This is a genomic window from Flavobacterium sp. (genome assembly GCF_032153895.1).
Lineage (GTDB): Bacteria > Bacteroidota > Bacteroidia > Flavobacteriales > Flavobacteriaceae > Flavobacterium.
On record NZ_JALDYN010000002.1, the window covers coordinates 33,127 to 46,121 of the forward strand.

At 39.1% G+C, this 12,995-nt stretch carries 11 protein-coding genes; 3 read left to right on the forward strand and 8 right to left on the reverse strand.

From position 1 onward, the window contains the following. Positions 1-3: 3 nt before the first annotated feature. Both RUH60_RS01410 and RUH60_RS01415 read left to right on the forward strand, forming a co-directional pair. Positions 4-2,082 (forward strand): OmpA family protein, encoded by a 2,079-nt coding sequence (locus RUH60_RS01410; protein WP_313804308.1) that lies wholly within the window; start codon positions 4-6, stop codon positions 2,080-2,082. Positions 2,083-2,135: 53 nt separating this feature from the next. Further along, positions 2,136-2,825, forward strand: coding sequence for a DUF4230 domain-containing protein (locus RUH60_RS01415; RefSeq protein ID WP_313804311.1), 690 nt, complete (start codon positions 2,136-2,138; stop codon positions 2,823-2,825). A gap of 60 nt (positions 2,826-2,885) precedes the next feature. Here the strand turns inward: RUH60_RS01415 and RUH60_RS01420 are convergent, their stop codons facing one another. From RUH60_RS01420 to RUH60_RS01440, 5 genes are all read right to left on the reverse strand, one after another. Then, a complete protein-coding gene (locus RUH60_RS01420) occupies positions 2,886-4,643 on the reverse strand; it encodes an aromatic amino acid hydroxylase (RefSeq protein WP_313804314.1) in 1,758 nt (585 codons plus the stop codon). Between the two features lie 63 nt (positions 4,644-4,706). Next, positions 4,707-5,093: a group III truncated hemoglobin gene (locus tag RUH60_RS01425; protein WP_313804317.1), complete on the reverse strand. Its 387-nt coding sequence runs from the start codon at positions 5,091-5,093 to the stop codon at positions 4,707-4,709. A 114-nt stretch (positions 5,094-5,207) separates the two neighbouring features. Then, a complete protein-coding gene (locus tag RUH60_RS01430) occupies positions 5,208-5,741 on the reverse strand; it encodes a DUF4136 domain-containing protein (RefSeq protein WP_313804320.1) in 534 nt (177 codons plus the stop codon). A 61-nt stretch (positions 5,742-5,802) separates the two neighbouring features. Continuing rightward, on the reverse strand, positions 5,803-7,788 hold the full coding sequence (locus RUH60_RS01435; protein WP_313804323.1) for a urocanate hydratase: 1,986 nt from the start codon (positions 7,786-7,788) through the stop codon (positions 5,803-5,805). A gap of 225 nt (positions 7,789-8,013) precedes the next feature. Beyond that, positions 8,014-8,199 (reverse strand): DUF5522 domain-containing protein, encoded by a 186-nt coding sequence (locus tag RUH60_RS01440; protein ID WP_313804326.1) that lies wholly within the window; start codon positions 8,197-8,199, stop codon positions 8,014-8,016. Between the two features lie 28 nt (positions 8,200-8,227). On the opposite strand from RUH60_RS01440, the gene RUH60_RS01445 reads away from it, so the two are divergent. Next, entirely contained in the window at positions 8,228-8,554 is a 327-nt protein-coding gene (locus RUH60_RS01445) for a hypothetical protein (RefSeq protein ID WP_313804329.1), read from the forward strand. Here the strand turns inward: RUH60_RS01445 and RUH60_RS01450 are convergent. From RUH60_RS01450 to RUH60_RS01460, 3 genes are all read right to left on the reverse strand, one after another. After that, on the reverse strand, positions 8,551-10,104 hold the full coding sequence (locus RUH60_RS01450) for a hypothetical protein (protein WP_313804332.1): 1,554 nt from the start codon (positions 10,102-10,104) through the stop codon (positions 8,551-8,553). The genes RUH60_RS01445 and RUH60_RS01450 overlap by 4 nt on opposite strands. Before the next feature lie 138 nt (positions 10,105-10,242). Continuing rightward, positions 10,243-12,207 carry a hypothetical protein gene (locus RUH60_RS01455; RefSeq protein ID WP_313804335.1) on the reverse strand — a complete coding sequence of 655 codons (1,965 nt, stop codon included), beginning with the start codon at positions 12,205-12,207 and terminating at the stop codon, positions 10,243-10,245. 185 nt (positions 12,208-12,392) lie between these two features. Then, positions 12,393-12,980, reverse strand: a complete 588-nt coding sequence (locus RUH60_RS01460; RefSeq protein WP_313804339.1) for a hypothetical protein — start codon at positions 12,978-12,980, stop codon at positions 12,393-12,395. Positions 12,981-12,995 lie beyond the last annotated feature (15 nt).

Below are 12,995 nucleotides of genomic sequence, written 5' to 3' on the forward strand. Positions count from 1 at the left end.
ACCATGAGAAACTATTACTTTTTAGCGGTATTCTTTTTTACCGCCATGAATCTTTTTTCACAAAACGTAAAGTTTTACGATACGTTTGACAACGATTCCAACCAATGGAGTTCCAACAATGATGGATTTAATATTTCTGTCAGAAAAGGAAATTTAGAGTTGGAGAACAAACATGATAAGAATAGCAAATGGACGTGGAAATCGGTAATTGATAATCCAGATGATACCGATTACGATTTAGAAACCACTTTGATTTTAGACAAAACACCTAACGAATTTGCAACTTATGGATTAGTTTTCGGAATGTACAATGATAATTCTGATTATCGTGTAGTACAACTTTCGGCTAACAAACAACTGCAGATTTACCACTATTACAGTAGTGATTTTCACTATAAAAAGAAATGGGAAGCGAACAGTAATGTGCAGGGGAAAGACAAGAAAAATAAAATTAAAGTAGAGAAACGCGCCAATATTTTCAAGGTGTTTATCAATGATGCTTTGGTTTACCAAACCGGTGATAACAAATATTACGGAAGCCGTTTTGGTTTTATCGTAGATGCTGGCGTAACTGTTTTAGCTGAAGATTTGAAAATAACCGAATATCCGAGAAATATAAAAGTTGTGGCTGGTTTTAACCCGAATTTAAAACTTGTAAAATTGCCAGAAACTGTTTCTAATCCGAAAGTAGAAGAAACCAATCCGGTAATTTCGGCAGACGGAAGTATTTTATACTTCGACAGAAAAGATTACGATCAGAATATCGACGGTATCAAAGACGATATCTGGTATTCAGTTAAAGACGTACAAGGAAATTGGTCAGAAGCCAGAAATATGGGACGTCCGCTAAACAATAAAGATTACAATTTCGTTATCTCCACCTCACCGGATAACAACACAGTTTTGTTAGGCAATAAATATGCAGCAGATGGTATTAATCCGGCAGGAGCAGGAGTTTCCATGTCAACAAAAGGATTAATGGGGTGGGATATTCCTAAAACGGTTGTGATTGAAGATTATGTCAACAAAAATGATTATGTAGGTTACTTTTTATCGGCAGATAACAAATACCTGTTGATGACGGTAGAGCGTCCGGAAGGCTTTGGATTTAAAGATGTTTATGTAAGTACAGCCAAAGAAGATGGAACTTGGTCAAAACCAAAAAATCTTGGTTCAACAGTAAACACTTTTGAAGAAGAAGCGAATCCTTTCTTAGCAGCCGATGGTAAAACATTGTACTTCGCCAGTCGCGGACATCAAGGTTATGGTGCCTACGATTTATTTGTATCCAAACGACTTGATGATAGCTGGACTAATTGGTCACAACCTGAGAATCTAGGAAATGTGATTAATTCGCCAGGATATGAATTGAGTATTTTTCTTTCGGCAAAAGGAGATAAAGCTTATATCGGTAAAGACCGTGACATTTACGAAATTGAAAGTACGGTGAAGCAAGATCCGGTAGCTTTGGTAAAAGGAAAAGTATACGACAGCAAGACTAAAAAAGTAATGAGTGCGCCAATTGTATACAATAATTTAAAAACCAATAGAGAATTAGGAACTGCAATTTCAGATCCATCGACTGGAAGTTATTCGATTGTATTACCATATGGTGAAGCCTATAGTTTTATGGCGGAAAAGCAAGGGTATTATGCGGTTACTCAAAACGTAGATTTGTCTAAGCTGAAAGAATACAAAGAAATTGAAGTTGATTTGTATCTGAATCCGATTGAAAAAGGAGAAACCATCCGTTTGAACAACATTTTCTTCGCTTCCGGAAAGTATCAGTTATTATCGGAATCCTTCGCGGAATTGGATAAATTGTTGGCGATTTTAAAATCAAACGCCGCGATGAAAATCGAAATTTCAGGCCATACCGATGCGGTAGGAGGAGATGCCGATAATATGACTTTATCAAACAACAGAGCGAATGCCGTGATGAATTATTTGGTCGGGAAAGGAATTGCCAAAGACCGCCTTTCTGCCAAAGGTTATGGTGAAACGAAGTTTATTGCCACCAATGACACCGAAGACGGAAAACAACAAAACCGAAGAGTGGAATTCGTGATTCTAGAAATGTAAATTAAAGCTGCTGCAAAGCAGCTTTTTTTTATCTTCGTTTAAAAAACACGGTTATGGCTTCTTCTGGAAACTCTATTGAAAATACTTTAAAGAATATTCTCGTTCCAATCATTCAGGTTATCGGGCGTTCTGGAAAATTAGTGTATCTGATTATTTTAATCGGAGTTGGCGTGTTGTTGTATAAACATTTTACAAAAGAGAAAGAAACCGCAACGACCGAATACAATACTAATCTGATTCAGGAGAAAATTAAGAATGTTGGGAAATTAGTTGTTACCGAAGGCCATTTTTCTCAGGTGATGACTTACAAAGACCAGCAAAAATATTTGATGGATTTGATTTCCTTTGAAAAGAAAGCGTTAATCATCATCAATGCTGATGTAACGGTTGCTTACGATTTACGCCAGATCCAATACAATATTGATGAAGCCAACAAAACGGTTACCATCACTAGTATTCCGAAGGAAGAAATTAAAATAAGTCCGGACATTCAGTTTTACGATGTAGAACAAAGCAAGTTGAATCCTTTTACCGGAGATGATTACAATAAAATCAACAAAAAAGTAAAAGCTGATTTGATGGCTAAAATTCAGAAATCGACTTTAAAATCTAATGCTGAAAATCGTTTAATCAGTGAGCTTTCCAAAATTTTACTGCTAACCAATACCATGGGCTGGACGTTGAAGTACAATGGCGAACCGGTTATGGATGATGCCCAATTGGGTGAGAAGATAAAAGGATAAACAAAAACAAAAGCTAATTCTCTGAATTAGCTTTTGTTTTATATACTATATCGTTTTCTGTTAAGCTGTTGCTTTGTCAAAAATCAATTCCAATCCGTTGGTGATTAAATGCGCAATTTCCGGACGGTTGGTTTTTACATTTTCCAAGTGATTCAATACTTTTTGACTTAATTCAGTATTATGTTCTTTTTCGGCCAATTCCGCAATTTCAACTGATAATAACCAATCGTTCGGATGGTTAGCTGAAACAGCAGCAAAAGCTTCTTTTAAAGTGATTTCCGCATGCACGCCTTCGCGGATTTCTCGAACATTTTTATACAGAGTTTCCAATTCTTCGCGTTCCGCAGTTTTTTTCTGTTTGATGGTTTTGGATGACGGAACGTGGCTAATCATATCAAAACTGTTTACGTCAGCTGGCCCTGAAAAAGCAGCAATCACTTTTTTACCCACAGCCATGTCATAAGTGCCCCATTCCGGTTGGAAAAGAACCGTATCTTTATGTTTCACCGTGCAGTTTTTAAAGCTAATGACAATAATTTCTCCACGAAGATTTCTTGAACCGGTAATGATTTCTCCTTGAACCGTAATATCGCCTTCGAATTCTAAAGTAACTTGCTCTCCTTCGTAAATATCATAAGCGCGTAAATCTCTCGGACTCATGTCTTCAATAGCCAAATTGATGCCTTTCAGTTTTCCGATTGGAGAACCGAAGCCTTCTGCATGATAATTAGTTCCGTGACCGACTAATTCTTTTTCTCTGTACGATAAAGCCGTTTTTCCGGTAGTCTGAACATAAACTGGTTTGCCGTCGTGTTCAATAACATTGGTAAAAACGCCCGAAATCTGAACTCCGGTACTTAATTCAATCGTTCCTAAAGCTTTAGATTTAATTAGTTTCTGAATGCCGCTCAATCCACCGGTACGTAAGGCCATTTTATTGGCAAACTCTTCTAAAACCGAATTTAAATGCGCAAAATCTGGTGTTACGAATAGTTGTGGTTGCGGTTTGGTGATGTCAAAACTCTGGTTGGCTGCGGAAATGTCATACGGTAACTTTTTAACGTTATCGGTCATACACCAAGCGCTTTCTCCAATCGAAGAAAGTAAACCGGCACCATATATTTTAGGATTGTCCACAGTTCCGATTAAACCGTATTCCACCGTCCACCAGTGTAAGTTTCTAATTTGAGCCATCTCGGACAATTCGCCCATATTGTTCTGCAAATCGTCTACCTGTTTTTCGGCGGCTACGATTTCGGCTTGTGGTGTGCCTTCCGCTTCTTTTAAAATAGACAACAAACGGATAGCTTCATACATTTCGTAATCATGAGCAGAGGAAATCGCTTTGCATCCAATTTCTCCGAAACGACGTAAATATTCTGCATATTCCGGATTTGCAATAATAGGAGCGTGACCGGCACCTTCGTGGATAATATCCGGAGCTGGTGTATATTCAATATGTTCCAATTGACGAATGTCTGATGCAATTACCAAAACATTATAGGCCTGAAATTCCATAAATGCATTTGGAGGAATGAAACCGTCCACAGCCACAGCCGCCCAACCGATTTCTTTTAAAATACGGTTCATCCCATACATGTTCGGGATACTTTCAATATCGATTCCGGTCTGACGTAAACCGTCCAAATACGAATTGTGTGCGACTCTGCCTAAATAATCAACGTTTTTACGCATTACATAACGCCAAACGGCTTGATTGATAGGAGTGTAGTCTTCGTAATCCTGAGGCTTGATGAACTGTTTTAAATGTTCGGGAAGTCTTTCGATTAACGGGTTGGTTTCGTAATTCGTACTCATAATTCGTGGTGTGTTGTATTTCGTTGTAAAGTTATGAAATGTTTCTGCAGATTACAACGGTTTTTACGTTAGCGGTTTTTGATTGGCATTTCTAAAGTATTCGATTTTATAGTTGAACATTTCAGCCATTTTTTCAGCACGCCATTTGGCTTCGTCGGCAATAGGTCCGGCAAATTGTTCGTCGATGTTTTGGGTGAAAATGGCAATCCATCGGTCAAAATGTTCTTTCTGAACCGGTAAATTCGCATGCGGCGGAAACGGACTTCCTGAATAAGCTCGTACGTCCAATAAAACTGTTTGCCAGAAGCCGTACATTTTTTCTAGATGTTCCGGCCAGCGATCTTGAATCTTCTCATTAAAAATGGGTCCGATGAAATCGTCCTGTTGTACTTTTTGATAAAACGAATTTACCATTTGTTTGATATCGTCTAAATTTTGAATATCGTTCATTTTAAACTATTTGAAGTAAAGATACTATCGAATTTACCGTTGAAATATGATAATTGTTAGTTTGTGATTTTTTTAACCAAAAAAGCTGCCCAATGAGCAGCTTTTGTTAATGTTTTATTTTTTCTCCGGTGGATACTGACTGAGTATTTTGGAAACAAATTCGTTGATACGTTCGTCTTTTTTATCCGTGTTTTGCGTCAGATAACCTGAGCCAACACCTTGCCAGATCAATTCTTTTTTCTTCGCGTCAATGATGTCGATATACAACGTTCCTTCAGTTGAGGTGCTGACGTAAGTTCGTCCGCCCCAAAGGTACGGATTCCAACCCCAGCCCCAGCCGTAACCCCAGCCGGCATTGTATTGACTCACGTCTACGCGTTCTCTTTCTTTGGTGAAAATGGTTACCAACAAATCAGGAGCTTCGCTTTTGGAGATTCCTTTGTTAGTCATTTCGTTATCAATGGCTCTAAGGATTCGCTTTTTGTCCAAATCGGAAATTTCGGCTTTGTCAATCCCGCTTTTCTGATACGCATAGGTTTTGTATTGACTGAAATCGACATTTTTGTCAAAATCAGAATTCACTCTTACAGAACTACAAGCTCCTAAGATAAAGAGTAGTGTTAATGATACTAATTTGAGCGTTTTCATATTTTTATGTTTAAAGTTCAAACCTATAAAGTCTAGTGTTTGAACCTTAAACACTAAACTTTTATAATAATGAATCGTCTACTATATTAGGGATGGTAACTTTTAATAAAGGTTGCGTTTCCATCGCCCTTTTTATGGCAAACATGGCGCCTTCGTTTCTGGCCCAGCTTCTTCTTGAAATTCCGTTGTTAACATCCCAGAAAAGCATTGATTCTAAACGTCTTGAGGCTTCTTTACTACCATCAAGAACCATACCAAAACCACCATTGATTACTTCGCCCCAGCCAACACCGCCGCCATTGTGAATGGAAACCCAAGTTGCGCCTCTAAAACTATCACCGATTACGTTGTGAATAGCCATATCGGCTGTAAAACGAGAACCGTCGTAGATGTTGGAAGTTTCGCGATACGGCGAATCTGTTCCGGATACGTCGTGATGGTCACGTCCTAAAACTACATAACCGATTTCGCCTTTGGCAATCGCTTGGTTGAAGGCTTCAGCGATTTTGGTTCTTCCTTCCGCGTCGGCATATAAAATACGGGCTTGCGAGCCAACTACTAATTTATTTTGTTGTGCGCCTTTAATCCATTGGATGTTGTCCGCCATTTGCTGTTGGATTTCGGAAGGTGAGTTTTGCATCATTTCTTCTAAAACGGCACAAGCAATAGCGTCTGTTTTGGCTAAATCTTCCGGTTTACCGGAACAACATACCCAACGGAACGGTCCGAAACCGTAGTCGAAACACATTGGTCCCATAATGTCCTGAACGTAAGACGGATATTTGAATTCTCTTCCTAATGTTGGGTTTTCGGACATAACATCCGCTCCAGCTCTTGAGGCTTCCAATAAGAAAGCGTTTCCGTAGTCGAAGAAATAAGTGCCTTTTGCGGTGTGTTTGTTGATTGCTGCTGCATGACGGCGTAAGGTTTTCTGAACTTCTGTTTTGAATTGTTCAGGATTGTTAGCCATCATTTCATTAGCGGCTTCAAAAGAAATGTCTGCCGGATAATAACCGCCTGCCCAAGGATTGTGTAATGAAGTTTGATCGGAACCTAAATCGATGTGAATGTTTTCAGTGTCGAATTTTTCCCAAACGTCTACTATATTTCCTAAATAAGCGATGGATACGATTTCTTTGGCTTCTTGCGCCTTGCGTACGCGAGCTACCAATTCGTCTAAATCTTCAATGATTTCGTGAATCCAGCCTTGTTCGTGACGGATTTTGGTGATTTTTGGGTTCACCTCGGCACAAACCGTAACACAACCTGCAATAGTTCCTGCTTTTGGCTGAGCACCACTCATTCCGCCTAAACCTGAAGTTACAAATAAGTTTCCTGATGGATTCTTTTTGATTTTTCGGAAACCGTTCAAAACTGTAATAGTAGTTCCGTGAACGATTCCTTGCGGGCCGATGTACATATAACTTCCCGCTGTCATTTGGCCGTATTGCGTTACACCTAAAGCGTTGAATTTTTCCCAATCGTCCGGTTTGGAGTAGTTAGGAATCATCATTCCGTTGGTAACTACGACTCTTGGCGCGTCTTTGTGCGAAGGGAATAGTCCCATTGGATGGCCGGAATACATCACCAAGGTTTGTTCCTCGGTCATTTCGGCTAAATATTTCATGGTTAAACGGTATTGTGCCCAGTTGCTGAACACGCCTCCGTTGCCGCCATAAGTAATTAATTCATGTGGATGTTGTGCTACGGCATAATCCAAATTGTTTTGAATCATCAGCATGATGGCTTTGGCTTGTTCCGATTTTCCTGGATATTCTGAAATAGGACGAGCCTTCATTTCGTAATCAGGGCGCAAACGGTACATGTAGATACGACCGTATTTTTCCAATTCTTCCTTGAATTCCGGAATTAGCGTGGCGTGATGCTTTGGTTCGAAATAACGCAATGCGTTTGCAATGGCTAACTTTTTCTCTTCAGCGGTTAATATTTCTTTACGCTTTGGCGCGTGATTGATGTTGGCTTCGTATGGCTTTACTTGTGGTAAAACCGATGGAATTCCTTCCAGTATTTGTTCTTGAAAAGTCATTTCTTTACTATTTTGGTTATTCGTTTATCTGTTTATTCGTAAAAGAGTACGAACGCTAGGGATAACGAATATCCGACCTATGGTAGGATTTGTGAATTTTGATTCGGTAATATTGTAAATAGTGGTCCATTTTGTTGTTGTGTGTTGTGTTATGATGGTTTGCGTTAGGGATGGCAGCAAAGTACCGTGTACTGCGTACAGCCCGACCCGAAGGGGAACGCCCGATTATTTTTTATTCTTACTGATTTGACCTGTGTTTTTATTGAATCCGTAAGGACAGTGACGGCAACCACTTTTGCAGCAATAGCCGCGTTTTAAATGGTGTTTTTCCGTGAAACATTTGTAGCCTTCCGGGGTGTAATAAAAATCTTCACCCTCTTTTAAATTATTCGGGTTGATTTGTTCATTCATACCGACAAATTTAGGAACTTTACAGCGAATGATTGTACTCGTCTTTAAATATTTAACGCCAAAAGGGTTTCGCGGAATTACTTTGTTTCCGTTTATTGTCTTGTCGCAAAAAGGGGATAAGGGGAATAAGGTGCTTGTGAATCATGAGCTGATTCATATTCGGCAACAACTCGAAATGCTGGTTTTGCCTTTTTTTGTCTGGTATTTTGTGGAATATCTGATTCGATGGATAGCGTTGAAAGATAGGAGGGAAGCTTATCGGAATATTTCTTTTGAGCAGGAAGCTTATGAAAACGAAAAAGATCTCGATTATTTGAAAAGGAGGTCTTTTTGGAGGTTTTTGAGGTATGTTTAGTTGCTTTTTTTCTTTGTTATAGAAACGGTTTCTGTTTTTAATTCTTTTACTTCGAAAGGCTGTTCGTATTTCGGAAATCTTAAATTTTCTTTTTGTTTCCAAATACCGTAAATTGAATATTGGACAATTCCGTTACTTGCTCCGCCCATGTCTTCCACGATGAATGTTTTTTCTTTCTGATTTCGGGTAATTCTGATAGCGCCAATTGTGTTTTCTCCTCCTTGTACAAATACTTTAAAAGGTTTAGAATCGGATATACAATCTTGAAAAACCGGATCAAGGGTTACTGTTGCTTTTCCGTTAACCAGGGTTACTTCTCCTATGTCGAAGAACCAATTCTCTGGTGCCTCCGGAGCAAAAAGAATTCTTTCTCCATCTCTTGTGGGCATTGTGGTAGATACGGAAGCACTTCCTGTTCCAAAAACTTTATAATTAACACCTCCAATTCGGGCACCTAAGTAAACTGTTCTTGGTGTTGAGGTCTCGTTAAAAGTTCCAACAAAAGCCGCCCTGTTCGTTCCTGCATTCGCCATACCGGTAATGGTTGCGTTGCCATAAACGCCCCATTGGTTGCCGGAAAAAGCGCCTCCTCCTCCGCCAGCAATAGTAGTAACGCCCAGATTATTTCCAGCTCCTACAACTCCCCAACCACTTCCGTTATTTGTGGCAAATGAGGCGCTACCTGTTATTGAACCGGTAAAAGCTCCGCCCGAGCCTGCTGCGAGAAACGATGTACCTATATTGTTTCCTGAAACGACAATTCCGGTACCGTTGGCATGTAAGTTGGAGCCATAATATGCAGATCGGTTAGCACTGTTGGTAAAACCGATATATCCATAACTAGTATCTCCATCTCCATAAATCGCTGCGCCACCTGAACCGATTGCATAAGCGTTTATACAGTATTCATTGTTTAAACCATAAGATGAAAATCGATCGCCTGCAAATGCAACTGTATTGCCAATGACTACCCCGCCGTTTAAAATTCTCATTCGTTCATTTCCGTTAGTGGAAAAACCTTGAACATCGCCAGCAGGGCTAAATATTCCTGTGTTAGGGTCAGAACTCCAAGAAAAGGATGGAACAGCAGCGGTTCCTAAATAATAGGATTGAAATTGGCCATTAGTGTTTGATATGTTAAGTCTGTCTGCGCCACCTGTTTTGAACCGTAAATCACGTGCGTCGGTTGTTCCTATAAAGTTAGTTCCGGCAGTTGTTCCGGAATTCCCAGTTATAGACCAATCGTTATTTGTTCCTGTGGATAATTGAATCCAAAGAGTTCCATTCCAATAATAGTACCCAGGTATTACGCCATTTACACCTCCAACCGTGGCTGTGTTATAAATCAATTCAGAAACTGTGGGAGTTGTCAATGGTGTTGCACTATTGTTTGCTATTAGTGCTACTCGCGGAATCAATAAACCGTTATCTGTTGAGGTTACATCTAATGCAGCATCAGGTACAATTGTACCAATACCAACTTGTGAGTATAATATCTGATTATGGCAAAGGAAGATTGCCAATAGTAAAAGTGGTAGTTTTGTTTTCATGGCTAAATCGTTTTTACTCAATTTACTCCAAAATTTCACCTTAACTATAAAAAGTCTTTAATGTGCAAATTAAACCGATGAGGTACAAAAAAAAACAGGTTTGAATTACAAACCTGTTTTAAAATGTATTATGATAAATTACTTTTTAGGAGCCTCTTTTTTTGCATGCTTAATCATTCCTTCTGGAATTCTTTCGAAACGAATATTATTTCCATCATAATATATAGGTGTTGCTTCTTTTTCTCCTCCATCATTAGCCATAACACCATTCATTTTTTCATCAAATTGATTGGATAGTACTGTCGAAGAAAGTTCAACACCATTTTCAAAACCTGAACGCGTTCCTATTGCCGTCCAATTGAAAGAAGCATTACTATTTCCGTTGCGATTTTCTTTTATGTAGAAACCTTCTGAAGTTACTTGGCTAACATAAACGCCATTTGTCTCTTGCGTAGGTGTTACAGTTACATTGATAGCCTCATTTTTGGAGACATTATTTTTGAAAGCATCTTTGAAAGCGATAAAAGCCTCACCATTGCTCATTTGTCCAACACCTCTTGTTGTAATGTCTACTTCTGTTGAGGAAGCTAAATAGGTTTTTGTTCTTTCACCACCATTGCCTTCGGACAGTTGAACAACAGGTTTGTTTACAATGGTGTTCCCTTGTACATACATACCAAATTCTTCTCCTTTAGAAACTAAACCATATTGATTTCCTTTAACATAACCTCCCATGAAGCCTCCGTTAATTCCTAAACCAATAAGGTCATTTGGATTGTTTGAAACAGATGATCTTCCTGTGTTTCCGGCAGCAACACTTCCGTTATTTGTACCACCATATACCGAGAAATTCGCACCACCTCTGGATTTGTAACCTAAAATACCAAAACTCCCCGCTGAATTTGTTCCCAATACACCACCAGTTGCATCTGGTTGAGAAGCAACACCCAATAAAAGAATGTCACCAACTACTCCAAATTGATATGAGTCTGTTCCTGCCGGTGTGCTTCTGGTTGCAAAGTTTCCATAAACTGCGGATGCAGCCGGTGCTGCAGAATTGTATGCGCCACCACCTAAACCAGTACCTCTAGTGATATTGTTGTTTTCTCCTAAAACTGGTGTTGCAGTTAGTAAACCAGCTGCTGCTTCGTCAATAATTCCATGTACTCCGATTGGGATATTGGTGATTCCACTTGCTCCATCTGCTTGACCTAAAACACCTTCTCCAGATTGTACGAAAGCTGAAATAGTTCCAGGTTGAGTTAATCCAACAACTCCATATCCGCTCCTGTTAGCAAACCCGAAAAGGCCTATGCCATTTCCGTCTGCATAGCCTGAGATTGCTCTTGCGGCAGTATTGTTAGGGTAGCCCGTAATGTTTTGGTATGCTGTTGCTGAATTGTGAGCAGAAAAAATATCGCGACTGTCTTCTCCTGAAGCTTTGCTGATTACAGTTTGTCCCTGTACGCGTAATCCATTGTTTGGTGCTGCATTAGCCGAAGCATAAGTTGTTCCGATTGTAACATTTCCGTTATTACGCATGCGGAACCCTTCTGTACTATTGGTAGTAAGTGAAATATTATCTGCGGCAGATTGAAAAACACCTGTGTTTGAATCTCCATCCCATGAATATGCCGGAGCCGAGGCAGTACCTGCGAAATATGATTGAACCTGTCCGTTAGTGTTGGAAATGTTTAGACGGTCTGTTGAATTTGTTTTAAATCTTAAATCTTGGGCGTCTGTTGTTCCTACAAAGTTTGTTCCTGCTGTTGTTCCTGCATTTCCAGTTGTAGTCCAATCGCTACTGCTTCCGGTTGCTAATCGCACCCATAAAGCGCCATTCCAATAGTAAAACCCAGGAGTAACTTGATTAGGGCCTGCCGCAGAAGTGTTGGTGTTATAGACCATTTCTGAGGTTGTAGGGGTAGTAACTGTCGCTAGGTTTGTTGCTGTTAGAGATACTCTCGGGATTAATAATCCGTCAGTAGTTGAAGTTACATCTAAAGCGCCTTGAGGTGTTGTGTTTCCAATACCTACCTGAGCCGTTGAAATTGAACTTATTAAAGTGATTAATAAGGTTAGTTTGATTAGCAATTTGGACATAGTTTTCACGATTTTGCCCGCGAATATATCTATGGTATATTGTCAAAAAATCATTTCATCGACTAAAAGCATATTTAATCGATGAAATACATAAAAAAAGGAAAAAAACTACCTTTTTTATAACTCGAAACACTTATAGTGTTGTAAAAATCTGTTATTGTTTCTTTTTTCTGAATAAAATAACATTATTTACGCCATTTTAACCATAAGGTTACTGTGGGGTTTGTGATGTCTCCAGACTCATTGTCGACATAAATATTTATAAAATCACCTGCGTCAAAATTTAAATTTTGTGTTGTAGATGAGTAATTAAAAGTAGTAACTGTAAAAGATAACAGGTTAGTCGTGCTTCCGTTTTTTCTTACTCTAAATTGTCGTGAGGTATCTCCGCCAGAAGCTCTTGCCGTAATAGCAATTAAAGTTGCGTTATAGGGAATTCTAATGCCAGAATTGACACTGTTACTGTTGAGGTATTCATCATCAGTATCTCCAGAATTACTATAATTCAGAGCTACTGTTTCTGAGCTCAACCATTTTGTCCTTGTATTATCATAAAAATAAAGGGAGTTGTCTATCATGGCAATTTGACCGTCGGACGTTCCTGTTGGAGCACTTACAACTGGTCTTATAGCAAACGCAGGTATCGCATCTGATGTAGCATCAATATCGAGCTTTGCCAATGGATTTGTAGTTCCTATACCTACTTGTGAAAAACAAATACTTACTCCAAAAAAGAATAGTAATGTTAAAAAGAGTAATTTTTCTCGTTTCATATCGTTGACTTTTAA